General features: G+C 59.4%; 30 protein-coding genes and 1 pseudogene. 19 read left to right on the forward strand and 12 right to left on the reverse strand.

Translation table 11 applies throughout. From position 1 onward, the window contains the following. Positions 1-238 precede the first annotated feature (238 nt). The 6 genes from AC0L2L_RS27950 (at position 239) to AC0L2L_RS27975 (ending at position 3,949) form a co-directional block, all read left to right on the forward strand. Entirely contained in the window at positions 239-724 is a 486-nt protein-coding gene (locus tag AC0L2L_RS27950; RefSeq protein WP_473583090.1) for a toll/interleukin-1 receptor domain-containing protein, read from the forward strand. Between the two features lie 101 nt (positions 725-825). Then, positions 826-1,887 (forward strand): hypothetical protein, encoded by a 1,062-nt coding sequence (locus tag AC0L2L_RS27955; protein WP_473583092.1) that lies wholly within the window; start codon positions 826-828, stop codon positions 1,885-1,887. Between the two features lie 279 nt (positions 1,888-2,166). Next, the gene (locus AC0L2L_RS27960; protein ID WP_473583094.1) at positions 2,167-2,700 is read left to right on the forward strand and encodes a hypothetical protein; all 534 of its coding nucleotides are present in this window, start codon (positions 2,167-2,169) and stop codon (positions 2,698-2,700) included. Next, complete coding sequence (locus tag AC0L2L_RS27965; RefSeq protein WP_473583096.1) at positions 2,700-3,248, forward strand: hypothetical protein; 549 nt, start codon at positions 2,700-2,702, stop codon at positions 3,246-3,248. Before AC0L2L_RS27960 ends, AC0L2L_RS27965 begins: the two co-directional genes overlap by 1 nt. Next, a complete protein-coding gene (locus AC0L2L_RS27970; protein ID WP_473583097.1) occupies positions 3,241-3,429 on the forward strand; it encodes a hypothetical protein in 189 nt (62 codons plus the stop codon). The genes AC0L2L_RS27965 and AC0L2L_RS27970 overlap by 8 nt, the downstream gene beginning before the upstream one ends. Next, positions 3,416-3,949 (forward strand): HK97 family phage prohead protease, encoded by a 534-nt coding sequence (locus AC0L2L_RS27975; RefSeq protein ID WP_473583099.1) that lies wholly within the window; start codon positions 3,416-3,418, stop codon positions 3,947-3,949. The genes AC0L2L_RS27970 and AC0L2L_RS27975 overlap by 14 nt, the downstream gene beginning before the upstream one ends. Here AC0L2L_RS27975 and AC0L2L_RS27980 read toward each other — a convergent pair. Then, entirely contained in the window at positions 3,946-4,284 is a 339-nt protein-coding gene (locus AC0L2L_RS27980) for a hypothetical protein (RefSeq protein WP_473583101.1), read from the reverse strand. The two genes, AC0L2L_RS27975 and AC0L2L_RS27980, sit on opposite strands and share 4 nt — an antisense overlap. Positions 4,285-4,352: 68 nt before the next feature. Between AC0L2L_RS27980 and AC0L2L_RS27985 the strand changes: the two genes are divergently transcribed. The 4 genes from AC0L2L_RS27985 to AC0L2L_RS28000 all read left to right on the forward strand — a co-directional run bounded on the left by AC0L2L_RS27985 (position 4,353) and on the right by AC0L2L_RS28000 (position 8,455). Continuing rightward, entirely contained in the window at positions 4,353-4,553 is a 201-nt protein-coding gene (locus tag AC0L2L_RS27985; protein ID WP_473583103.1) for a hypothetical protein, read from the forward strand. Next, the gene (locus AC0L2L_RS27990; RefSeq protein WP_473583105.1) at positions 4,543-7,431 is read left to right on the forward strand and encodes a tape measure protein; all 2,889 of its coding nucleotides are present in this window, start codon (positions 4,543-4,545) and stop codon (positions 7,429-7,431) included. The genes AC0L2L_RS27985 and AC0L2L_RS27990 overlap by 11 nt, the downstream gene beginning before the upstream one ends. Positions 7,432-7,615: 184 nt before the next feature. Continuing rightward, positions 7,616-7,747, forward strand: a complete 132-nt coding sequence (locus AC0L2L_RS27995) for a hypothetical protein (RefSeq protein WP_473583107.1) — start codon at positions 7,616-7,618, stop codon at positions 7,745-7,747. 12 nt (positions 7,748-7,759) lie between these two features. Continuing rightward, positions 7,760-8,455: a hypothetical protein gene (locus AC0L2L_RS28000; RefSeq protein WP_473583109.1), complete on the forward strand. Its 696-nt coding sequence runs from the start codon at positions 7,760-7,762 to the stop codon at positions 8,453-8,455. Between the two features lie 4 nt (positions 8,456-8,459). Here AC0L2L_RS28000 and AC0L2L_RS28005 read toward each other — a convergent pair whose 3' ends face one another. From AC0L2L_RS28005 to AC0L2L_RS28035, 7 genes are all read right to left on the reverse strand, one after another. Beyond that, complete coding sequence (locus AC0L2L_RS28005; RefSeq protein WP_473583111.1) at positions 8,460-8,672, reverse strand: hypothetical protein; 213 nt, start codon at positions 8,670-8,672, stop codon at positions 8,460-8,462. Between the two features lie 129 nt (positions 8,673-8,801). Further along, positions 8,802-9,161 carry a sunset domain-containing protein gene (locus tag AC0L2L_RS28010; protein WP_473583113.1) on the reverse strand — a complete coding sequence of 120 codons (360 nt, stop codon included), beginning with the start codon at positions 9,159-9,161 and terminating at the stop codon, positions 8,802-8,804. Position 9,162: 1 nt separating this feature from the next. Beyond that, positions 9,163-9,519, reverse strand: a complete 357-nt coding sequence (locus AC0L2L_RS28015; RefSeq protein ID WP_473583115.1) for a calcium-binding protein — start codon at positions 9,517-9,519, stop codon at positions 9,163-9,165. Between the two features lie 35 nt (positions 9,520-9,554). Next, complete coding sequence (locus AC0L2L_RS28020; RefSeq protein WP_473583117.1) at positions 9,555-10,055, reverse strand: hypothetical protein; 501 nt, start codon at positions 10,053-10,055, stop codon at positions 9,555-9,557. 130 nt (positions 10,056-10,185) lie between these two features. Next, the gene (locus AC0L2L_RS28025) at positions 10,186-10,509 is read right to left on the reverse strand and encodes a hypothetical protein (protein WP_473583119.1); all 324 of its coding nucleotides are present in this window, start codon (positions 10,507-10,509) and stop codon (positions 10,186-10,188) included. An 807-nt stretch (positions 10,510-11,316) separates the two neighbouring features. After that, a complete protein-coding gene (locus tag AC0L2L_RS28030) occupies positions 11,317-11,481 on the reverse strand; it encodes a hypothetical protein (protein ID WP_473583121.1) in 165 nt (54 codons plus the stop codon). 269 nt (positions 11,482-11,750) lie between these two features. Further along, positions 11,751-11,945 carry a hypothetical protein gene (locus AC0L2L_RS28035; RefSeq protein WP_473583123.1) on the reverse strand — a complete coding sequence of 65 codons (195 nt, stop codon included), beginning with the start codon at positions 11,943-11,945 and terminating at the stop codon, positions 11,751-11,753. A 69-nt stretch (positions 11,946-12,014) separates the two neighbouring features. Here AC0L2L_RS28035 and AC0L2L_RS28040 point away from each other — a divergent pair, with 69 nt between their 5' ends. The 9 genes and pseudogenes from AC0L2L_RS28040 to AC0L2L_RS28080 all read left to right on the forward strand — a co-directional run bounded on the left by AC0L2L_RS28040 (position 12,015) and on the right by AC0L2L_RS28080 (position 19,516). Beyond that, a complete protein-coding gene (locus AC0L2L_RS28040; RefSeq protein ID WP_473583125.1) occupies positions 12,015-12,203 on the forward strand; it encodes a hypothetical protein in 189 nt (62 codons plus the stop codon). Positions 12,204-12,535: 332 nt separating this feature from the next. Then, positions 12,536-13,753: a tyrosine-type recombinase/integrase gene (locus AC0L2L_RS28045; RefSeq protein WP_473583127.1), complete on the forward strand. Its 1,218-nt coding sequence runs from the start codon at positions 12,536-12,538 to the stop codon at positions 13,751-13,753. A gap of 71 nt (positions 13,754-13,824) precedes the next feature. Next, a pseudogene (locus AC0L2L_RS28050) lies at positions 13,825-14,133 on the forward strand (JAB domain-containing protein); the annotation flags it as partial. A 258-nt stretch (positions 14,134-14,391) separates the two neighbouring features. Beyond that, a complete protein-coding gene (locus AC0L2L_RS28055) occupies positions 14,392-15,276 on the forward strand; it encodes a cytochrome c oxidase subunit II (protein WP_473583129.1) in 885 nt (294 codons plus the stop codon). Between the two features lie 21 nt (positions 15,277-15,297). Beyond that, positions 15,298-17,067: a cytochrome c oxidase subunit I gene (gene ctaD, locus AC0L2L_RS28060; protein WP_473583131.1), complete on the forward strand. Its 1,770-nt coding sequence runs from the start codon at positions 15,298-15,300 to the stop codon at positions 17,065-17,067. Then, complete coding sequence (locus tag AC0L2L_RS28065) at positions 17,064-17,768, forward strand: cytochrome c oxidase subunit 3 (protein WP_473583133.1); 705 nt, start codon at positions 17,064-17,066, stop codon at positions 17,766-17,768. The genes ctaD and AC0L2L_RS28065 overlap by 4 nt, the downstream gene beginning before the upstream one ends. Positions 17,769-17,780: 12 nt before the next feature. Continuing rightward, the gene (locus tag AC0L2L_RS28070; protein ID WP_473583135.1) at positions 17,781-18,500 is read left to right on the forward strand and encodes a heme-copper oxidase subunit III family protein; all 720 of its coding nucleotides are present in this window, start codon (positions 17,781-17,783) and stop codon (positions 18,498-18,500) included. A gap of 26 nt (positions 18,501-18,526) precedes the next feature. Further along, positions 18,527-18,931, forward strand: a complete 405-nt coding sequence (locus tag AC0L2L_RS28075) for a cytochrome C oxidase subunit IV family protein (protein ID WP_473583137.1) — start codon at positions 18,527-18,529, stop codon at positions 18,929-18,931. A gap of 111 nt (positions 18,932-19,042) precedes the next feature. Then, positions 19,043-19,516 (forward strand): aminoacyl-tRNA deacylase, encoded by a 474-nt coding sequence (locus AC0L2L_RS28080; RefSeq protein WP_473583139.1) that lies wholly within the window; start codon positions 19,043-19,045, stop codon positions 19,514-19,516. Positions 19,517-19,553: 37 nt separating this feature from the next. On the opposite strand, the gene AC0L2L_RS28085 is transcribed toward AC0L2L_RS28080, so the two are convergent. The 4 genes from AC0L2L_RS28085 to tig form a co-directional block, all read right to left on the reverse strand. Then, on the reverse strand, positions 19,554-20,372 hold the full coding sequence (locus tag AC0L2L_RS28085) for a DUF2189 domain-containing protein (RefSeq protein ID WP_473583141.1): 819 nt from the start codon (positions 20,370-20,372) through the stop codon (positions 19,554-19,556). A 379-nt stretch (positions 20,373-20,751) separates the two neighbouring features. Continuing rightward, complete coding sequence (locus tag AC0L2L_RS28090; RefSeq protein ID WP_473583143.1) at positions 20,752-21,132, reverse strand: c-type cytochrome; 381 nt, start codon at positions 21,130-21,132, stop codon at positions 20,752-20,754. A 236-nt stretch (positions 21,133-21,368) separates the two neighbouring features. Next, positions 21,369-21,878 (reverse strand): hypothetical protein, encoded by a 510-nt coding sequence (locus AC0L2L_RS28095; protein ID WP_473583145.1) that lies wholly within the window; start codon positions 21,876-21,878, stop codon positions 21,369-21,371. 192 nt (positions 21,879-22,070) lie between these two features. Next, positions 22,071-23,570: a trigger factor gene (gene tig, locus AC0L2L_RS28100; RefSeq protein WP_473583147.1), complete on the reverse strand. Its 1,500-nt coding sequence runs from the start codon at positions 23,568-23,570 to the stop codon at positions 22,071-22,073. Positions 23,571-23,970 lie beyond the last annotated feature (400 nt).

Raw genomic sequence — 23,970 nt, forward strand, 5'->3', positions numbered from 1 at the left:
CGGCCTCATGGCAAGATGCACTGCACCAGTAAGAGGCCATATACGCGGCGGCGGAGCGGATTGCCCGGCATGCGGTGGCCGCTATGGCCGCCGTTATGGTGGTTACAGCAGCTACAGTAGTTACCCGTCCTACTCGCCGCCGTCATACTCTTCCTCGTCGTCGTCGGGTGGCGCTGGAAGCAGTGGCGGGTCGGGGCGACGCACCTCAAAGCCCCGCTGGTCAGGGGCAGGCTCGGCCGTGTGGTACACGCCTGAACAAGTGCAGGCGCTTACGCCGGTTCGAGAAAACGTGGAGAACCTAGCGGCCTCACAGCCTGACCTTCGAGACGTGTTTCTCTGTCACGCGTGGGATGATAGACAAGGCTCCGCCAAAGAACTGCATGACCTGCTCGAAGCGCGCGGTGTTCGCGTGTGGTTTAGCGAGAAAGACCTTGGTCTCGGCGTGCCGATGATGCGGGCGATCGACAAGGGTTTGATCAATTCCCGCATCGGCATCGTCTTGGTGACACCGGCTATGTTGCGACGCCTTCCGGCCGAAGGCGTCGCAGACAAAGAGCTTGCTGCACTCCTCCGGCGCGAGCGGCTCGTCCCGGTTGCTCATGGAACCACATATGAAGAGCTTGAAAAGGTCAGCCTTCTGCTGGCCTCTCGATCCGGCCTGAGCACAGCAGAAGAGCCGATGGCAAGCGTCGCGGCCAAGATCGCCGAACTGGTCAAAATTTAGCTGTTGCCGGCCATCGAACTAGAAAAAATCGCCGCTAAAGCCTACATCCCTCATTAAGACGCAAGATTTAGTGTTTGCATCGCATGCCAACGCTAGATGCTGTGACCAAGACCAAGACCGCCGAGGGCGGCAAGCTCGCCGGCAATGCTGGCATACGCAACGGTCGCGTGGGGCGACCAATTGGGAACTCAGCAACAATGCCATCTAAGAAAGTGGCCGCCCTCCTGGCGGATCGCCGCGTTGCGGCAAACGACAATCACCCTGAAATCAACTCATCTGATGTAGCAGTCGCCGACCGCCGGCACTGGCTCCGCCAGACCGATAAGGGCATAGGCTACACCGATTTCGAGCCGCATCCCTATCGCAAGCATAAGCGAAAGACGTCGCATTTTGCCGATGTGACGTGGAAGCCGGTTACCGTGGCCAACGACAACCTTGCGGCTCGTTCACGGAACATTGAGGATCCCATCCGCCGAAGACAATGGATGGCCGAGGAGCACGCCGTGAGATTTGAGGAGGAAGCTCAGCCCTTCAGGCACCGGCTATCGGTATTGCGTGCCATCGGCGACGACAAAGCACCTAAACCGCTGCGGCAGGCGGCTGAAAAGCTGAAGCCGTCAGACCGCATTCGTAAGTCAGCTGCTGAAGGCTTTCCAGTTGATCGCGAGTTCAGGGAAGGCCGAATTGCCGGATATCTGCGTGACACCGCAGGTGACTTACGGGATTGCTACGAAGCGGCCAATGCGCCAGAGGTTTCGGCGATGTCGGTCGGGCAGTCTGGCAACGCCGTAAGCATCATCAGGCGCGTGCGGGCTGTTCAGACATGTCAAACTCTTCGCTATCGCGTAATGCACCTCTGGCGCCCGGTCATTGATGCCGTAGTCTTCGGGAAAACCATGGGTGAGATCGGCCGCGAGTATGGCGGCAACAAAGAAGACGCCGCAAAGCTAGGCCGTCAGAAGGTTATCGACGCCTTGCTCTTGGCGCGGGAAGTCTTTTGGGACTTACGATCGTTCGAACGGGAAGATAAGGCGGCAATTTTATCCGACGAGCCCTTGCCTCGCCGCATCGCCTATGCACTTGGGCGGAAGGCTCTCGACCTACCAGAGTGTATCAACCGCGCTGCGAACCAGAACATGCGAGCAATTGATGCGGTGGCATAGGGGATGGGGGCCGGTCTGCCTATTTATGATATAATGGGTTTATGAGTTTTTGCGGGCGGCTTCGGTCGCCCGTTTTGTTTCCACGCTGTCCCCACGTGTCCAGCGGGGTTATCCGCCAGAGTTCGCTGAGTTCACTGGCGTCGCCGCGATCGCCCCACGGTTGCGGCAACCCGTCATTGCGGAAGACCGCAGGCGGGACCAATCAGCCTGGTCGCTTCGGCGGCCAGGCATTTTTCAAAACCTATCGCATTAGCGATTTTCGAGAATCAAGGAACAAGGATGGTTTCGACCAAGCAAGCCGTCGATGCGCTCGCGCGTCGCATTGGCTTCGATCATGGCCGCGTAAGCGCGGTCGCCAGGGTGCTAACCGAAGACGGCGCGTTGCCTTCAGGTTCGCCCGGCAAATCACCCGAACTAACCCCGCAGCACGTCGCCACGCTGATGCTTGGCACGGCCTTAGACGTGCCGCTCCGTGCCGTCGCGGACACCGTTATCGAATACCGCGCACTACGACGCGAGGGCGTGCCAGAAGGCGCTCCTGAGCGCATCAGCGGCACGGCCGGCGAAGCGCTCGACATCATCGCCGAGATCGCCGCTACAGGCCCGCCTGACGCGAAGGAGCTGGTTGCGAAGACCATCGTCACCGTCGTGTCGAACTGGCAGGAAATCGTCTTGGTCGACGCTATCGACACCCGCCGCTTTAGCGCAGGCGAGCCTGGCCGTTGGCAGGCTTACGGCCATCGCAAGTCGGTGGAAATCAACGGCGCAGCCCTCGTCGGCGTCATCAATGAACTTTTCGGAGACAGCAAATAATGGCTTCCTTCCTCAAAAAATCCGAGCCGTTCCGCGTTCCCGACCTCGCCGAGGTCGACGGGGAATTCGCAAAGCTTGAACAGCAACTGAACGATCTTAACGCCCAAAAGTCGAAAACGGATCGTGAGCTAGCAGCGCTGCGCGAGGATCTGGCAGACGCGCGAGGCCCTGTGGTCCCTGCCAGCATTGCCGCACTGCTAGGCGAGGAGGCTGACTCTGTCACCGGCAAGCGCCAACGCGCCTCCGAATTGAGCAAGCTCTCAGGCGACCTTGGTGTCGCGATCGACATCGTCGCAAAGCGCATTCGTGAGCGTCGCGATATCGCAAAACGCCCGCTGCTCGCCGCCATTCAGTCCGAGTACAACCGGCGCGCCGCTGCAGCAGCAGAAGTACTCGCCGCAATCAGCGGCCCGCTGACCTCGCTCAATGAGCTTCGGCTGGATTTCGAGGCGCATGATGTCGCCGGTCATTTTGAATGGCCGCACAGCAATCTCTCGCATTACGCCAGCGCATTTGCCGGCTCCGTCAGGAAGGCTGCCAATGCGTGAACAAATCACTGAAAGAGCCGAATACGCAGACAATCGACGTCGTAAAGGGTCGGGCCGACGCTTAGTCCGTTTGCCAGGCGACAGCGGCTACACCACGCGCGACGACGCGCCTGAGCTTATCGCCAAGCGCCTCACACTGGCCGCCATGGAAAAGCGAGTGAAGCAGAATGGCGGAAAATAGCTCGATTTCCGGTTGGGCAATCAGATACAACGCACCTACCACGATCGCAGGCGCCTTTATTGAGAAGATCGCCCCAGGCTCCTTCTCCAAGTCGCTTGAAGACGTGACTTTGCTCTGGTCGCATGATGGTGATCGGCCGCTTGCCCGCACGACTAGCGGCACGCTCATCCTGCGCGACGAAGGCCGAATGGGGCTGTATTTTTCAGCCGAGCTTGACCCTGAAAACCCGGATGCTGCGTTGGCGCTTTCGTCAATCGGGCGTCGCGATACGCGTGGGATGAGTTTTGGTTTTCGGGTAGTCAAGGAGGCATGGTTCGATCCGGAGGACTACAAAAAGCTGCCAGAGAGAACCATTCTCGAGGCCGAGCTTTTTGAAATTTCCGCCGTGGTTCACCCGGCTTATATGCAGTCCGAAGTTGACCTCGTGCGTTCAGACAACACCCCGCAGGATCGCGCCGCCAATGCACGCCGCCGCGTGGTGGAAAAGGCCGAGGCCGCGATGAGGTTGAGGGGAATCTAGTCGCCGCAAACTATCTTGAACTTCCGAATGAAGTCCGAAACTTCGCTGTCGTTCTTGGCGGAATAGGCGGTTTCGGCGCCTATTCCTGTATCGGCGACGAAGAACGGCACGAATCCGCCATACCCACCGAAACCATTCTTCGCATTAACCTCGCCGCAGACATGGTTGCCATGCGAGTAGACATTCCTGAACTGAGCGGATTCGGGATCCTTTAGTAGGACGGAAACCGCTGACAGGTTGTCTGCGCTAACTTCCGTACCGCTATTATCAACAATGTTTGGTGATGCCAGAGCTGGTGTAACAGTAAGCAGCAAAATGGCATGCGCGTACTTCATAGCAAGCCCCCGTGAATTTGCTAATTCCATAATATTGAAATGCGCCTTGCGCGCAAAGTAGGAAAATCATGACTCCCAAATTCGAAGCGGCCTCCGCTGCGGCGGGGCGCTCAACCCGACGCCTACTGCGTCAGTTCCCGGCCGAAGACGTCGCCGCGGCGCTCTTGGTCAACGCGCTTGCGGTCGCCGCCGCAGGCAAAGGAGACGGCGGACTGCTTGTCGCAAAGCTGATCCTGGCGAAAAAGGCGGCTGGCACCGATGGCAAGTGAGGTTGAAAAGCTAGTCGTCGCATTGGAAGCACGCACCCGTGCCTTCGAGTCCGCACTGAACAAAGCAAACCGCACGGCGCAGACGCAGCTCAAGCGTCTTGAGGGCCAGTTTGCGCAGACGAACAAGAAACTGTCGCTGAATTTTGGTGGTCTGGGCGGATTAAAGGCTGGCGCAGCGGCTATTGGCGTTGGCTTTGGTGCCGATCAAATCAGACAATATGCCGATGCATGGACCGAAGCTGGCAACAAAATCAAAGCAACATCGGCTTCAACCGGCGTTCAGGCGCGTTCGCTTTCAGACCTCAATAAGCTTGCCAACCAGAGTCGCTCTGGCCTTTCCGAAACCGTCGACCTCTACACAAAGTTGCTTCGTTCAACGGTTGGCGTTGCCAAGTCTGAAGAGGAGGTGGCCAAGGCCACCGACATCGTCAACAAGGCATTCAAGGCTGGCGGAGCCGCAACGAGCGAGCAGGCGGCGGGCATCTTGCAGCTCAGCCAGGCGCTTAGCTCTGGAGTATTGCAGGGCGACGAATTGCGGTCGATCCGTGAGAACGCGCCGCTGCTCGCCAAGGCAATTGCCGACGAATTCAACACCACTATCGGCGGACTTAAGCAACTTGGCTCTACGGGCGAGTTGACGTCGGATCGCGTCTTCAAGGCAATCCTAAAGGCCGGACCACAGATCCAAAAGCAGTTCGATGCGACCACTGCCACGATTGGCGACAGCTTTACCGCACTCAATAATGCGGTTATCGAATTTGTCGGCCACCTTGATGCCGCCTCCGGCGCGGGTGGAGAAGTTAAGCGCTTTATCGGCAAGGATCTTGTTGATGCAGTTAAGAATCTCGGCGATGCGCTGGACGCAGTGTCAAGTGGCACAGGCGGCCAGTTCCTTGCGCACATCGCTGACTTTCTAAACGGCGCTAACTCGTTGGCGCAGCAACTCGGCAAGACGGCTGGAGACCTTACTGGCGCAAGTTCGATAGGCGACATCCTTGCCGGCCCACTTGGCAAGTCCGGTAGCGAAGTCTCCGGCATTACCAAGCAGGTTCTTGCCCTGTTTGACGCGTACCGCGCCGGTCTTGCCGCACTCAGCCCTGACAAACTGAAACCGTTTGATGACCTTCGACAGAAGATTGCGGACGGCACTATCGGCGCCAAAGAGGCGAAGGTAGCAATTGCCAACATTGTCAACGGCGACTCGCGCCTTGATGCGATGGCAAAAGCCTTTGATCCGCTTCTTGAAAAGCTAGGTGAAGTCGTCGCGCAGGCCAAAGCGGCAGCCGCGGCGGTACTTGGAATAAGCGAGGGTGGACGAGCCGCCGGCTTTGCGTTCAAGTCGGCAAGCGACAAGAATGAAGCAGGCGCGCGCGATCTATTTACCCAGCGCGGCAATGATGCCGGGCGCGGTGATGTCGAAAAGCAGATCGACCAGCGCACCGACGAAATCCTAAAGGCGGCTGAAAAGGTCGGCGTTTCTCTTACCGAAGCCGCGGCTCGGATTCAAGCGCAGTCGGAAATCGCCGCAGAGACCACAGCCAAAGCAAACGACGCCAGCGCGTCGAGCGCGATGGAGCTTATCAAGAAATACGAAGGCTTCATTTCGACCTCCAAGTTTGACGTGAACGCTTATCGTGTTGGCTATGGCTCTGACACGGTGACTCTTTCGGACGGATCGATCCAAAAAGTCACGCAAGGAATGACGACGACGTTAGCGGCGGCGAATGCCGACCTTGCGAGGCGTGTTCAGGAGTTCCAGACCGGCATTGAAGGCAAGATCGGCGCGGACACATTCCGCGGCATGAGCGAAAATCAGCAGGCGGCGCTTACGTCGATTGCGTACAATTACGGCTCTCTTCCGGATCGCATCGTTGAGGCTATCAAAACCGGCAATACAGAGACAGTCGTCAACGCAATCAAAGGGCTTGGCGGCGATAACGGCGGTATAAACCGCACGCGTCGCGATCAGGAGGCGGACGTCTTCCTGAACGGCTCAAGCTCGGTCGACCAAGCCGATATCAAGGCGAGGCAGGACCAGCTAAAGCTCATCAACGACACCATCGCTGCGGTGCAGGCCGAAACGGCCAATATCGGCTTCGAAACCCAAACCATGGGTATGTCGAACGCCGAGCGCGAGAAAGAGCGCGTAATTCGGGAAACCTTGCTTGAACTTCAAAAGCAAGGCGTCGTGATTACGGACGATATTCGCGCGTCAGTCGAGGCGGAGGCTAATGCTCGTTACGGCCAGGTTGCCGCCTATGACGCAGCAACCGCCAAGACCGAGCAGCTTAAGCAGGCACAGGAAGACCTTGCCGCACAGCAGGAGGATATCAACAACGCCTTCTCCGGTGCGCTCAAGGGCTTCATTTCTGATCTGGCGCACGGCAAGTCGCTAACGGATTCCCTCCGAGACGCGGTTGGCCGGCTTGCCGACAGGCTCCTAGATATCGCACTCGACAACTTGTTTGGCGGCGGTGGATCTGGCGGCGGACTCGGCCTGATTGGTAAGCTCCTTGGCTTTGCCGATGGGGGCTATACAGGCAATGGCGGCACACAGCAGCCAGCCGGCGTGGTGCACGGCCAGGAATTCGTTGTAAACGCACGCGCGACCAAGAAGAACCGGCGCATGCTAGAGGCGATGAATGCCGGCATTCCGGGTTATGCATCTGGCGGGTATGTTGAGCGGATTGGTGGCGGGGCGACGGGTAGGCGTTTCGGCGGCGGCAGCGCTGGTGCGGGTAGGGGTGGGGCCAGCGGAGGCACCGTCAATTCTTACATCACAGTTGTGACGCCTGACGTTCATTCGTTCGTGGAATCGCAGAACCAGATTGCGGCAAAGCAGGCGGCAAGCCTAGAGCGCACCATGCGCACGCGGTAGGCGAACTTTTCAATGGAGAACAAATGACAGCGATTCTAGCGCGGGCGGAGCTATGCCCTACCACCCGCCATCCCAACAACGATGAACAGAAACAATCTGGCCGACCTGCCAAGCCGCAAGAGAAAACCGCCGAAAATGCTTGGGGGATTGTCTCGGAATCTCTCGAAATAGGAGTTCGCCTCGGATGACCGCATATTATGTCCGCTCCGGCGCTGCGCATATCGCCACGTCGGCGGCCACCACGACTGACGACTTCACCTTTACTTTGTCGGCTTCCAAAACGTTCGTTGGTGGCGCAATCAGCTTTGGACCGTGACAGATGTTCAGGATGAACCAACTCATCGGATTCGGCGGTCGTCGGCCTGCAGGTGTTCCGACAGGCCCTGTCAGCTATATCGGGCGTTCACAGGCTGCAGCGTCAGGTGGCACCGTCACCTATGCTAGCGCACCCCTCACGGCACCTGCCGCCGATCGCCTTGTCGTGGTCGTTATTGCTGGCGAGAGCCTGGGCAACTATTCAACCAGCGGCGTGACCGTGGGCGGCACCGCACTGGCGCTCTGGTCCCCTGGCCGGATCCAGCTATTCACGAGCGTTGTAACCTATTTCGAGGTCTATTACGGCATCGTGGCCAGCGGCGCGGCGCCGGATATTGTCATGACCACAACGGCAGCCAGGGCGAATTTCGACGTCTATTGTTGCTCCGGCCTCAGCGCCACGCCCGTCGATCAGGTCGGGAAGACGTCAACCACCAGCACAACCTGCGCCATCAACGACATCGAGACAAAGGTCGGCGGCGCCCTGATCGCTGGCATTGCGGCTCAGGGGACAGGTGCTTCCGTCACCGAAGCCTGGACAGGCGCAGGTACAACCGTCGAGGATTCTGATGTCCCAACTTCGATGTCCAACACCTCGACTGCAGCGGTGCACATCGCGACCACCGCGGCAACGACCACTGACGATTTCACCTTCACGCTATCGACGTCGAAGACCTTCGTCGGCGGGGCGATCAGTTTCGGGCCGTGATGGTTCAGGTCACGTAGTGAAAGACGTTGCCAAGGGTGTCCGACGACTTTCGGCTCACATCAGGCTGCTTCGATCCGCTCGCGGCCAATGCCATATCAAGGAATACGGCCATGCCGATCGCAAAGCCGATGGCCATCAGCAAGAGGGCAATCGCGCTCGCGCTCTTCCGTTCGGGCGCCTTCAGTGCTTCGACCAGGTCATCGAACGTGGTATCCATCCGCGAATGCTAATCGAAGATCGGCGAACAACCGGTTAACGTCGGTCAGTCGATGATGATCTGCCCCTCGGCATCGTCGTCGAGCAGGTAGAGCCGCTGTTACGAAAAGTGTTGTCAGGCAGGCGCGGTTCACCGCCTTGCCTTCCTCCAGCCGGCTGCCTGCGCCTCGGCTTCAGAGCAGAACCAGCGCTCGCCCTTGAGCAGGCTGATGCGCGTCTCGCTGTAATATTCCTGACCCGGCACATGATAGATGCGCTGGCCGCCGTTGTAGCTGATGTTTCCCTTGATGTTGCAGCTGGTGAACTCGGGGCCGATCTGGATTGCTAGGCCGATTCCCAGCAGCGTCAGGAGCCCGAGCAGACCAACCCACCAAGGCACACGATCGGGAGCGCGCCGTCGGCGGTAACGCCGGCGGTTATATTCGTTGTCAGCTATCTGGACTCTGCCTGCATGGGGATGCTTGTTTGCCTTATGCGGCCGCGATCCCATCTTATTTCTCGCACCCGATGCCGTTATGATTGGCGTCGAGGTGGTTAGGGTCTGAAGGCCCGACGGCCACCGGACCGTTGACGACAGGATTATTCCCCTTGCCACCAGCGCAATCGAGGTCGACGCTGCTGTTCGGCACTGTCCCGAGCGCGGCAGCAGGCGCTACGCCTCGATACCTCTGGACGACAGTCGCCAGTCTCTGGCCGTCGCCCTCGATGTGGGTATTGTTGCTGTTCGGATTGAAGGGATCAACGGTCTGCAAGAGCTGGTTCTGCCGACTTGAATCGCCAGACGCCAAGGTCATCGTGTCGTAGTTGTTGAGGTAGTCAGCCGCGCAGCCGCTGAGCGCCAAAGCCATCGCGAGGCTTCGATATATCTGCTTTTGCACAATCATCAACCCGAGGGATTCATGCCAGCGGCCCGCAGTCGCGCGCCCAGCTTTGCGCGAGTTGCGCACGCTGTCTTGTCGCCGGCGGTGCAATTCTTGTTGGCGTCCGACCAGTCCAATAGAGCCGTATTGAGCCAGCTGCCGGGAGCCCGCGCCACTCCGTAGGGTGTTGGCGACGCGCCGGCAGCAACCGCGGCGGTGGCGGCAGCTGCTGCCTGGCCATGCGGTGCCCGCTTCCATCCACTTAGGATAAGGCAGTTTTTCATGTATTGATCTTCAAGGGCCAAGTTGCCCAGGGCATTGCCGATCCCGGCGCCCGCGACAAAGCCAGGGGATCCGATAGCAATATAGCCTTGGTCAGCGGACCCCTTTTGCATTTCGCACTGGGCGTGGGCAACATCGAAACTCGGCCCGTAGCCGATCTGAACATAATCTGCTTGATTGCTAGTTTGACAGCCGCACAGCGCGGCAGTGGCACAAAGTGCCATCAACGCCTTTACTCTCATACCCCAGCCCTCCCACGGCTTAGGGTTAAGCATCTCTTAAAGCGAATATTTGCGCAAGGGGGAGTGCAGTTCTCAGTAAACGGCGCTGCGTCTCGACAAGACAAGTCGTCGATCTAGATATAGGCCGATATTACCTTCGTAACTGCATGGCCTTATCGACCGGCGGCGTCTTCCGCTTCGGCGCCACATGGCTGGTGACGAGCCGCACGGCACTGCGCTTCACTGTGATCCCGAGATCCTTGCCACCCACCGTCACCGTGTCCTCATCGACGCGAAGGACTTCCCCCACTAGCTCGATCTTCTGTCCGCTGCTGATGTTCGGTGTGGTGTCCACGATCGAGTGCGGTTGGCTGTAGGAAGGGATCAGTACGCTGACCCTATCCTCTGTCACGCGCTTGCGCACGGTTGCCGTGATCGCGACCTCGTCGCCAACTTTGATGCTGCCCTTAGCCATGCGCATTTAACTCCTAACAGGCGAGTTGGTTCTAAAGCGATCGCTAATGGAACAATCGACGGGCCAGCCGGTTGGGGTCGCGCGGCACGGTTCGTTGTATCTCCGGCCGCGAGGAGCTCAATCCCCTTTGGCTCCGAGATGGGCCTGTCCGGTTGACCCACCCCCTGGGCGGGCCTGTTTCTTTTTCGCAGGCCATGTGACCCCCCCTTGGCAGAATTGCCGGCAGGAATATATTCCAGACTCGGTGCGGCGACCCACTCTAACGAGGATCGCCAATGTCGAACAAATATCCCTTCGTTGAAGACACTCTCGGCAAGAAGCTGCAGGCCGGCACAGGCCTTTCGGTGAACTGCCTGACATGCAAGCGCCATTGCCGAACTGGTGAAGCGGCTCGGGCCGGATCGCGGGTGCCTGCACTGGGATCTGATCAAGGTGATCTATTGCCACGAGTGCCGCGCCGCCGGCCGTGACGATCGGAACCTTCAGTTCACGAACCATGCAGTGACGCCCGACAAGCGGCAGCGCTAAGCATTTTGAGCGGGGCGGCCCGGCTGCCGAACAACCTAGGGGAAGTAAAAAACAGCCGAGCCGAGGGCCGGAAGAGTCCATTCTTTACCCAGCCCGTCTGCAGAGTGGCCTTCATGGCTGCTTAACGCAAGCCCGGTTGCTGGAACGGGACTATAGCACCCCATTGAAGTAGGTAGAGGACCACTTAGGACCGCTCATAGGTGCCCCTTCCTCAGCCTCACCCCAGCGCCGCCGCCATTCTCTGGGATGAACTCAACGCCGGCAGGTTCGAGGGCGGCATCAGCCCGCCAGCGCCAGGCCGATAGCGAAACCAAGGCCCATCATCAGACCAGCCACGAACTTGCCGCCATATTCAAAAGCGGCGGCGATGGCCTTCCGGCGCCAGTCGCTCCGCGGCTTTGCAACAGCTGTCGAAATGTCATCGAAGATAAGCGCGTCTTTCATGGATCCAGCCCCGATGTTTGCTGCTTATATCGATTCCATAGAACAACGTTGGAGTCCAGTCGGAATCTGAAAGGAGTATAAATAGGCGTTTTCGCCTATTCGACTTGACTGTTTAGGCGAAAACGCCTTGGTATTTCTAGTTGCGTCGACTGTAGCGCTAGCCTATTCTTCTGGACGGCCTGCCGAGATCGGGCGGGCTGGTTCGGAAGGCCGGTCGGTGACGCTTCGCCAACCAGGCGCGCACTGAACTTGATAATAGGTGCGCGCCGCTACTCCGCAGCGCCTTTGGGTAGAAAGCCCTTGGCCTCGAGGTCAGAGACTATCAGCAATTCAACATACGCCGATATCGTGCGACGGTCGGCCCTAGCTGCCTTATCGAGCGCGGCCTTGACCTCCTCCGACAGGCGGATACCGATGCTTGTTGCGCGAACCATTTTTTGCTCCTGTTGAACGATGTTGAACATTATTGTTGACGATTGTTGAACATGGTTATATGACGTTCAACATCACAACGCAACGAGGAGTCGACCACCATGCTTAACGCAACAAAATGGAAGTTCGAGATTGGCGCTCTGGTCACCCATCGCAGCGAGCCGCTGCTTGCCGAGGTTCTTTATCGGGGCAAGGCAGGCAGACACGGCGAGATATACGGCGTGCGTCGCCAGGACGAGTGTGAGGTGCGGGATTTGATGATTTTGGGTGAGGTACTGGTCGCCGCGTGACGGTCGCCGTTTGCAAATCACTTGGCAACTAGATGATGTTGCCGATCGGCAGGCATTCGAAGACGATAGGGAACGCGCATGGCCAGGGCAGCCGCGAATGATAACTCACCTCTCTACCTCTCAGAAGAGGCTATTGCGCAGCGGGTGCTCGGGCCGCGCGCCATTACACGATGGATCGCGATTTCAGCCGTGTGGGAGCGCGAGGGCCTTCCGCGAATAGACCCAGTGACTGGCTATCGCTATTGGCCCGCGGTACGCTCCTTTCTAGACAGGCGCCACGGCCTGCACCAAGGGCACATCCCCTCAACCGTTGACGGCGCGGAGAATTGGAATTGACCGATTTTCCCGGCCTGAAGCGAAAGAGAAACAAGGACGGCGCGGTACGCGAGTATTGGGAAGCACGCGGCGATTTGGCCGCACGAGGTTTCCGCCCGTCGTCTATCCGGCTGCACTATCCCGAGACGCCACAGGGTCGTCAGGAGCTATCAGCACGCTGCAAGATATTGCAGGCCGAAATGCTGGCTTGGGCTACGCGCGACGGACATTCCGCGCCAAGTTTTGACGGCACGCTTAAGAGCCTCTCGCGTCTGTTTCAGACCAACGAAGATTCCCCCTACCTCTCGATGAAATGGAACAGCCGAGAGAACATCACCAAGTGCCTAGCCATCATTGAGCACACGGTTGGCGCCCGTCAGATCGGCAAGCTGCTCGGACCCGACTTCAAAGGATGGCACAGCAAGTGGGGCGCACCGATAGAGCCGACTGAGAAAGTACCGAGTCCCCCTGCCCGCCCTTGGCGTGCAAAGCACTGCATGGACGCCGTCCGCCAACTGATCGGCTATGGTGTGACGCTTGGTTACGACGATTGCTTTCGTGCTGACACCATCCTTTCCAAGATCCGCTTCAAGACGCCACCGGCACGCAAATCTATCATGACGGCGCAGCACGTCGAAGCAATACGAAAGACGGCACACGCGGAAGGCTGGTCATCGATCGCGTTGGCAACAGTTCTGCAATTCGAACTCGCGATGCGTCAGAAGGACGTAATCGGCGAATGGGAGCCAGTCGCAGCCGCCAAGGGCGGCATTGTCCATCGTGATACTAGGTGGGCAAATGGCATGGTGTGGTCGGACATCGATTCAAATCTGGTCTTGCGCAAGGTGCATACGAAGACCGGTTTCGAAGTGGAGCATGACCTGAAACTGCATCCGATGGTGCTCAAGGAAATTGCGCTAGTGCCGATGGAAAAACGTGTTGGCCCGATGATTTTGGCCGAGACCACAGGCGAGCCGTACAAGCACCGCAAGTTCACCGAACGTTGGCGCAAGATCGCCAACAAGGCTGGCGTCCCCTCCTCCGTGTGGAGCATGGACGCCCGAGCAGGCGCTATCACCGAGGCCTACGACCTGGGCGCAACGGAAACAGACGTCATGAAATCTGCCGGTCACAAGAACCGCCAGACGAGCGCCAGGTACAACCGCGGCACCATCGAGCAAACCAGCCGCGTTGCCCAACTGCGCTTGACGAAACGCAACACGAACACACAATAAGGGACGTGCAAGGGACGTTTAAGGGACGTCCCTTGCAAGCATTTGTAATCCTTGTCGAAATTTGAGGAGGGAAACACATCCGCATCCTGTTCCTCGACAAGAAAAACGGGCTGATCGCCGACGAAGTGCAGCAGACCGGCACCGTCGACCACACGCCGGTCTATCCGCGCGAGGTGGTGAAGCGGGCGCTCGAACTCTCGGCCAGCGCCGTCATCCTGGTGCACAACCATCCGTCAGGGGATCCCACACCTTCCCGCGCGGACATCGAGATGACCAAGCAGATCATCGACACGGCCAAGTCGCTGGGAATTTCCGTGCACGATCACATCATCATCGGCCGTAAGGGCAACGCCTCGATGAAGGGGCTGCTGCTGATCTGACGCATGTCGCCCAAAAAGTGCGCAGCGGTTTTGGGAAAACGACATGCGCAAATACAAAGATTTGAAGCGCATCGCCTGAATCCGTTTCAGCGCGACGCGCTTCAAGACCCAGCCCACCGCCCGAAGCTACGGACGCAAAAGCAGCGTTTTGCCAATCAGATAGTCGGCTCTGGAATTTCAACGGGAAATCGAGCATGATGCGGCTTGGTATCTCCCTAGGATGCTACGCGCTCGGGTGAAATACCGGGAGGACGGGACATGGCCGTTGTGCTTGTACTCGTTTTGGTCGTCGTGGGCTCGGTGTTGTTCCACCTGCTGAGCCCATGGTGGTGGACGCCGATTGCCTCGAACTGGGACTATATCGACAACACCATCATCATCAGCTTCTGGATCACCGGCATCGTCTTTGCCGCTGTCGTGCTCTTTATGGCCTATTGCGTCTTCCGCTTCCGGCATCGGGAAGGCAACCGCGCGGCATATGAACCGGAGAACAAGCGGCTCGAATGGTGGCTCATGGTCGTCACCGCGGCAGGCGTTACTGCCTTGCTGGTTCCCGGCCTGTTCGTCTGGAGCCGCTTCGTCACCGTCCCGGGCGATGCGACCGAGATAGAGGTCGTCGCCCAGCAGTGGCAGTGGAGCTTCCGCTTGCCCGGCAAGGACGGGAAGCTCGGTACTTCGGACACTCGCGACGTCACCGCTGACAATCCGTTGGGCATCGCCCCCAAAGATCCAAACGGCCAGGACGACGTCGTGGTCGAAGCCACCGATCTACATCTTCCGGTCGGCAAGCCGGTCAAGGTGCTGTTGCGCTCGATCGACGTGCTGCACGATTTCTACATCCCGGAATTCCGCGCCAAGATGGACATGATCCCCGGGTCGGTCACGTATTTCTGGTTCACGCCAACGAGGACCGGAACCTTTCAGGTTTTGTGCGCCGAGCTCTGCGGCCAGGGACATCCGCTGATGCATGGCGTGGTCATGGTCGACACCGAGCAGGACTATCTGGCTTGGCTCGGCCAGCAGCAGACCTTTGCGCAATTGTCTGCGCCCAAGCAAACGGGCTCGGCGAACCAACCGTCAGGAAAGGCGATGGCGTCCGGTTTGGACGTCGCGGCAAAACTCGAAACGCTTGAGGCTCGCTGAACAAGGCACGGAGGTGCTCCCATGGTCGACGTCACACCCGCAGATGCCGTTCCGCCCGCCGAAGTCGGGGAGATGGAACTCTACCATCCGCATAGTTGGTGGACCAAATACGTCTTCTCGCAGGACGCCAAGGTCATTGCCATCCAGTATTCGGCGACGGCAACGTCAATCGGCCTTGTGGCGCTGGTGCTCTCCTGGCTGATGCGGCTGCAGCTCGGCTTCCCCGGCACGTTCGACTTCATCACCCCCGAAGCCTACTACCAGTTCATCACCATGCACGGCATGATCATGGTGATCTACCTGCTCACGGCGCTTTTCCTTGGCGGCTTCGGCAACTACCTCATCCCGCTGATGGTCGGCGCCCGCGACATGGTTTTCCCCTATGTCAACATGCTGAGCTACTGGATCTATCTGCTGGCCGTTCTGGTTCTGGTGTCGAGCTTCTTCGCGCCGGGCGGGCCGACAGGCGCCGGGTGGACGCTCTACCCGCCTCAGGCCATCATGTCCGGAACGCCGGGCGGCCAGGACTGGGGCATCATACTGATGCTCTCTTCGCTCATCCTGTTCATCATCGGCTTCACCATGGGTGGTCTGAACTATGTGGTGACGGTGCTGCAGGGCCGCACGCGCGGCATGACCTTGATGCGCCTGCCGCTCACCGTCTGGGGCATCTTCACCGCCACCGTCATGGCGTTGCTCGCCTTCCCGGCGCTGTTTGTGGCGTGCGTGATGATGCTGCTCGACCGCGCGCTCGGCACTTCCTTCTTCATGCCGGCGATCGTCGAGATGGGCGAGCAGTTGCAGCACAATGGCGGCAGCCCGATCCTGTTCCAGCACCTGTTCTGGTTCTTCGGCCACCCGGAAGTCTACATCGTGGCGCTACCGGCCTTCGGCATCGTGTCCGACCTGATCAGCACGCATGCGCGCAAGAACATCTTCGGCTATCGCATGATGGTCTGGGCCATCATCGCCATCGGCGCGCTGAGCTTCGTGGTCTGGGCGCACCACATGTATGTCAGCGGCATGAATCCCTATTTTGGCTTCTTCTTTGCCACCACCACCTTGATCATTGCCGTGCCGACCGCGATCAAGGTCTATAACTGGGTGCTGACGCTCTGGCGCGGCGATATCCACCTCACCATCCCTATGCTGTTCGCGCTCGCCTTCATCGTCACCTTCGTCAACGGCGGCCTGACGGGTCTTTTTCTCGGCAACGTCGTCGTCGACGTGCCGCTCTCCGACACGATGTTCGTCGTCGCCCATTTCCACATGGTCATGGGTGTCGCGCCGATCCTGGTGATCTTCGGCGCGATCTATCACTGGTATCCGAAGGTCACTGGACGAATGCTGGACGAGACGCTCGGCCGCTTCCATTTCTGGGTCACCTTCATCGGCGCGTACCTGATCTTCTTCCCAATGCACTATCTCGGCCTGATGGGCGTTCCGCGGCGTTACGCAGAGCTGACCGACATGACCATAATGACGGAATCGGCGCATCATCTGAACTCGTTCATCAGCATCATGGCCTTCATCGTCGGCTTCGCGCAGATTGTGTTCGTGTTCAACCTGATCTGGAGCATCCGCCATGGTCGCGAGGCCGGCGGCAACCCGTGGCGTGCAACGACGCTCGAATGGCAAACGCCGCAGACGCCGCCGGCGCACGGCAATTTCGGCAAGGAGCTGCCGATCGTCTATCGCTGGGCCTATGACTACAGCGTGCCGGGCGCCAAGGAGGACTTCATCCCGCAGAACGTGCCGGGCGCCTTCGCTCCCTCGAGGGAGCCGGCATGAGCGTCATCCTGGTCTTCCTGCTGGTGATTGCCGGCTTTGCCGGATGGTGGCTTTCGCACCAGCGGCTGATGGCCAAGCCATGGCTTGAGCAAGGCATGGCCGGGGACTTCGTCGGCTTCGACCGATCGGCCCTGCCTACCGCCAAGATCGGTCTCGGCGTCTTCCTCGCCGTCGTCGGCTGCCTGTTCTCCCTGTTCACCAGCGCCTATTTCATGCGCATGGGCCTGCCGGACTGGCAGCCGCTGCCGCTGCCGCGCCTGCTCTGGCTCAACACCGGCGTGCTCGTCTTGAGCAGCGTCTCGCTGCAATGCGCGGTGATCGCCGCGCGCAGAGGCCAGACGGACATGGTCAGGCTCGGTCTTGCAACGGCCGGACTGACCGCCCTCGCCTTCCTTGCCGGTCAGTTGATGGCCTGGCGGCAGCTGACCGAAAATGGCTACCTGCTGGCGTCCAATCCGGCCAACAGCTTCTTCTATCTGATCACCGCAATGCATGGCCTGCACATATTGGGCGGTCTGATCGGCCTTGGCAGGACGAGCGCCAGCGCCTGGAACGGAGCGCGTCCGCAGCGGCTCAGCCTCAGCGTCGAGCTCTGTGCCATGTATTGGCATTTCCTGCTTTTCGTCTGGCTGTGCATCTTCGCCGTTCTGGCCGGTTGGGCAGCGACGTTCATCGACATTTGCCGAAAATTGCTGACCTAGGAGGGGCAGGCGATGACGGAGACGACCGCGACGCATACCGACCAACTGGATCGCCCCAAGGGCTGGCGGGGAATTACCGCCGACTGGGCCTCGGATCAGCGCGCATTCAAGAACGTGTCCTGGGGCAAGGCCATGATGTGGATCTTCCTGCTCAGCGACACCTTCATTTTCGGTTGCTTCCTGCTCTCCTATATGACCGCGCGCATGTCGACGCGCGTGCCCTGGCCGAACCCGAGCGAGGTCTTTGCCCTTCGCATCGGCGGCTCCGAGATCCCGCTTATCCTTATCGCCATCATGACCTTCGTGCTGATCTCGAGCAGCGGAACCATGGCCATGGCGGTCAATTTCGGCTACCGCCACGACCGCCGCAAAACTGCGATCCTGATGCTTTTGACCGCCGCGCTCGGCGCGACCTTCGTCGGCATGCAGGCCTTCGAATGGACCAAGCTGATCACCGAAGGGGTCCGGCCCTGGGGCAACCCGTGGGGAGCCGCGCAATTCGGCTCGTGCTTTTTCATGATCACCGGTTTCCACGGCACCCACGTGACGATCGGCGTGATCTTCCTCATCATCGTGGCGCGAAAGGTCTGGCGCGGCGACTTCGACACCGGTCGTCCCGGCTTCTTCACCAGCCGCAAGGGCCGCTACGAGAATGTCGAGATCATGGGACTCTACTGGCACTTCGTCGATCTGGTCTGGGTGTTTATTTTCGCCTTCTTCTATCTTTGGTGAGAGGCAGCATTTGTTGAGAGGAAGATATGGCTGAAGCAACCGCAAACGGTCTCGGACAACACGCACTGCACGCCACCCATGCGGAGCAAGCGGCTGCGACAGCGGTCGCTCACCCCGAGGTCCATCAGGAGCACCCGATCAAGCTCTACCTGGTGGTCTGGGCGTGGCTGTTCATTCTCAGCACCTGCTCCTATCTGGTCGACTATTTTGGTATCCACGGCTACCTCAGATGGTCGCTGATCCTGATCTTCATGATGCTCAAGGCGGGACTGATCGTCGCCGTCTTCATGCACATGGCCTGGGAGCGGCTGGCGATGATGTATGCGATCATCCTGCCGCCGATACTGGTGCTGGTTTTCGTGACGATGATGGTCTTCGAGGCCGACTATACGCTGCTGACCCGTATCGCACATTTCGGGCCCGGCCCCTGACGGTTCGGACACCGCCACAACAAAACCAGCCGGGAATAGCCGACGCCTCGAAACAACAGGCCAGCGGGTTCGTTTTGGTTGCGTCGTGAACTCGAGCAAAGGACGCGGAAAATGACGATAGCAAACAGACTGAGGAATTTTATCGACGGCAAGGGAATTCCGTACGACACAGTCGCCCATCATCGGACCGCCACCAGCAGGCAGGCCGCCATCGCCGCGCATGTGCCCGGCAGTATCATGGCCAAGTCCGTGGTCGTTCACCACGAGCTCGGTTATGCGCTGGCTGTGGTCCCAAGCACCCACAGGATCGAACTCGCCAGGCTGCAGGACGTCATGGACAGGCGCCTCGGGCTCGCTTCCGAGGACGAGGTGGTATCGCTCTTCGATGATTGCGACATCGGCGCCGTGCCGCCGATCGGCGCGGCCTATGACGTGCCCGTCATCCTGGACGAAAGCCTCGGCGACGCCGCCGATATCTATTTCGAGGGCGGCGACCACAAGACGCTCGTGCATGTCAGCGGCAAGGATTTCCGCGACCTGACCACGGGCGCGCGTCAGGCACGGTTCAGCCACCCGGCCCCGTGAGAGCGCCAGCGCTCCGGTGGTGCTCTCACAGGTTCGCTCAGTTCGCTGGTCTTGGGACGGCCGGCGGCTCCAACACCTTGCGGTACACATGCCAGGTCGCATGGCCGAGGATTGGCAGCACTACCGCAAGCCCCGCGAACACAGGCAGCGAGCCGATGATCAGCCCAATGGCGACGATAAGTCCCCAGACCGCCATCGCAATCGGGTTGGCCAGGACCACGCGCACCGACGTATGAACGGCTTCGTAGGCGCCGACGTCGCGATCGAGCAGCAGCGGGAAAGCGACCACGGTCGTGCACAACACGACCACGGCGAACGCAAACCCGATCGCGTGACCCAGTATGATCAGCGTCCAGCCGCTCCCGGTCGCGAATATCTCGGTTATGAAACCGGACAGTGACGCTGGCGGCTCGGACCCGAACAGATACTCGTAGAAAAGCTTTGCGGTCAAAAGCCACATGATGAAGATCGCAAACAACATGATCCCGACTGCGGCTATGGCCGGCACAGCCGGGGAATTCCTGACCTCGAACGCGTGGCGCCAGGACGCATCGAGCCCGGCCTCCCGTCTGCGGCTGATTTCGTAGAGTCCGATCGCTGCGAATGGACCGATCAGCGCAAAGCCGGACACGAGCGGAAACAGCAGCGGCAACGCGTTTGCTCCCGATGTCCAGGTGGCAAGCACCACGCCGACAAGTGGATAGATCATGCACAGAAACACGATGTGCGAAGGCTTGACCATGAAGTCGTCGACACCGTGTCTAAGCGCATCGAAAAGATCGGAAACGCCGATCTTTCTCACCCTGGTATGCTCCAGCGTTTCGCTGGCGCCTGCAATCACGTGAAAACTTGCCATGGCCTTCCTCCAGATAGGCTCCGGCAAGGTCGCGGATTTCACGGTGCTAGCGCTCTGCGAGACTGGCCACGCAAACCGCGACCTGCACTGACGCCAACATACTCCTTTACGCCCGATTTGTCGCCTTCCGTCAGCGCCGGCTAATGGTCAGCCACAGCGGGGTGCTGGCTCCAGAGGTTCTTTTTCGGTATTCTCGGGGTGCGAAGGTGAACGTCATGGATACTCGGACGCTTCTCATACTCGGCCTTGGCATCGTCATTCTGTTGCTGTTGGGGTTCTTTGCGCTGCCGGCATAGCGGCACGGGTCGCAACATCTCAACTGCGCAATTGCCGGCCTTGTCTCGGCGGGCGACCACTAAATGGGACCTGCAACGGCTGCCTACTTGGAAAACTGTTTCAGGTAAGCGATGACATTGGCAATGTCCTTGTCATCCTTGAGGCCTGGAAACGTCATTTTCGTCCCTTTGACCATCGCCTGAGGGGCGTGAAGGTAGGTCGTCAGGGTCGGTTCGTCCCATTTGACGCCGGATTTGCCAGCCGCGGTCATGGCCGCGGAATAGCTGAATCCCGGATGCGTGCCGGCCGTGCGGCCGATAACGCCGTTCAATGAAGGACCGACTTTGTTCTGGTCCTTGTCCGCGACATGGCAGACCTTGCATTTGGTGAAGACCTTCTCGCCCGCCGCAGCATCCTGTGCCTGCGATGAGCTCACGAAGGAGGTCGTGGCGAACAAGACGATGAAAAGCGCAATTGCACGCATCGCATTTCCTCTCTGATCGTCGTTTACGTCGGACGATCCGCGTCAGGCCGGCCCGCTGGCATACCCTGCATAGGAGGCGTCCGCGTCTCTCCAGTGGAATTGCGGCACCTACATACCACAGAATCGACCAAGCAGGTAAAAAAAGCCAATTTTTGCGAAGGTTTAGGCTGTGCGTCGGGGAGACTAGCTGCCCCAAAAGGGCAAAAGCGGTGCAAGCCTGTTCTGAACGGCAATGCTCAAGGCGGATCGGTTTTGCAGCTTGCCGCGATCCTGCCGACCGCCTCCGAGAGACCCGCAAGTTCGAAATCGGCCTCGCCACGTCCCGACAGCAGGCCGAAGCGCCATGACAGTGTCAGCCGGTTCGCTGAGACCAGGCGCTTGATGCCGTCGTCGCCATCCCTGACCAGCGTTCTGCGGCGTGGGCCGACCTCCCAGCTTTCATCGGTTTTGCCGCCACCGTCGACAATGACGGAGATGGTGATCTTGCGGCTGGCGGAGACGGCATCGTTGAGCTGAAGCCATTCGCTCCAGCGTGGCTCGCCATCCGGCCGGCAGGCCAAAGTCAGCACCGGACTGTAGCCCAATGCCCCACCGCCGGTGATCAGCTTGTTGCTGGCATGGAGCGATGCCGTGATCTGGCCATCATCGCCGGCGCCGACGCTCCAGTTGCCGAGATTCGGCTCGGCCCGGGCGGCGCCTGCGGCCGCAAACAAGAGCGCCGCGGCAACGACCACGTCTCTCATCATGAACCCCAACCTCACCAATGCCTCCAGATGCCCGCGGATGCGATGAAGCGCAGATAATGTTCAACGGTTGGTATCGCCAGCGTCAGACCATCAAGACAAGTTGCCTGTGTTGCCGCGCCGCCACAATGAAATGCCCCGCAATGAAAAAAGGCCGCCCGGAGGCGGCCTTCGAAATCGCGGTATTGAAACCTGTCACTCGGCTTCCTTGGCAGCCTTCTTCTTCGGCGCGGCCTTCTTCTTCGGCTCTTCCACCTCATCGGTGGCTTCGCCCGCCTTTGCTTCACTTGCCTTGGCTTCGGTCTTCTTCGAAGAAGCCTTCTTGGCCGGCTTTGCCTTGGTCGTGGTTTCGGCCTCTTCGTCGTCGGCCATCAGCTCGTCCTTGCTGACCTTGACGTCGTTGACCGAGATCTGGCCGAGCAGATAGTCGACGACCTTCTCCTCGAACATCGGCGCCCGCAGAGCGTTGATGGCTTCCGGGTTGCTGCGATAATACTCGAATGCTTCCTGCTGCTGGTTGGCCGGGAAGCGGCGCACCTGTTCGAGCAGACCGCGCTGAAGTTCCTCGTCCGACACTGTGACGCCGGCCTTCTCGCCGATCTCGGCCAGAACCAGGCCGAGGCGCACGCGGCGCTCGGCAAGGCGCATATATTCGGCGCGCGCCTCTTCTTCCGTCGTCTCCTCATCGGTGAAAGTACGGCCTGCGGCTTCAAGGTCGCGGTTGACCTGAGCCCAGATGTTGTTGAACTCGGCCTCGACGAGCTTCGAGGGCGCTTCGAAGGAATAGGCGGAATCGAGCTGGTCGAGCAGCTGCCGCTTCACCTTCTGACGGGTCATCGAGCCGAACTGGTTCTCGATCTGGCCGCGCACGATCTCGCGTAGGCGCTCAAGCGATTCCAGGCCGAGATTCTTGGCCGTCTCGTCATTGACTTCAAGCTCGCCGGGCGCCGACACTTCCTTCACCGTGACGTCGAAGGTGGCTTCCTTGCCGGCCAGATGCGCCGCCTGGTAGTTTTCGGGGAATGTGACGGTGACCTGCTTCTCGTCGCCGGCCTTCGAGCCGACCAACTGGTCCTCGAAGCCCGGGATGAACTCCTTGGAGCCGAGCACAAGCGGCTGGTCGTTGCCGGCACCGCCGGCGAAAGCCTCGCCGCCGATCTTGCCGACATAGTCGATGCTGACGCGGTCGCCTTCGGCGGCCTTGCCGGTCTTCGGCTCATAGCTGCGCGCCGATTCGGCAACGCGCTTGACCTGATCCTCGACTTCCGATTCCGGCACGTCATAGACCTGACGCGTCACCTTGATGTCGGAAAAGTCCTTGATTTCGATCGCCGGAATGACTTCGTAGTTGAGGCTGAATTCGAAGTCGGAGCCGCCGGCCAGGATCTTCTCGGCCTCTTTCTCGTCCTCGGTCATGATCACTTCGGGCTGCATGGCGGCCTTCTCGCCGCGCTCCGAGATGATGGAGCGGGTCGAATCGTTGAGGATCTCGTTGACGACCTCGGCCATGAACGACTTGCCATACACCTTGCGCAGGTGCTGCACCGGCACCTTGCCGGGGCGGAAGCCGTTGATGCGCACCTTGGCGCGGGCATCGGTCAGCCGCGCCATCAGCTTGGCTTCCATGTCACCGGCCGGCACGGTGATCTTGATCTCGCGCTTGAGACCGGAGTTGAGCGTTTCGGTGACCTGCATCCTAGAACCTTTGTTTCACAATGAGACTGCCAAACGGTCTTAGCCGTTTACAGCCTGCCGGTATGATGTTGCCGGAAATGGCTTTTGGTACGGAACCTGGCGATTTGACCGCTGATGCGGCTCAAACTCCCTGAACTGCGCCTTGCCAAATGCGAATAAGTTTTTGTTTTTCCTGGAACTTTTCACATCTTGCAGAAGCGGAAATTCACTTTCCGTCACATTCGACACGCCTTTTGTCACAGGCTAGGCTAATTTTCAACTATCTTCGCTCCAATGCATGTCGCCCAAAAGTGCGCAGCGGTTTTGGGGGAACGACATGCATCAAAACAACAAAAAAAAAAAAGCGGAAGGACCCCGTTTATAAAACCCGGCCGGGGGAAGGGGGCCGGGGGGGCGAACC

It is taken from the genome of Mesorhizobium sp. WSM4832, from assembly GCF_055811115.1.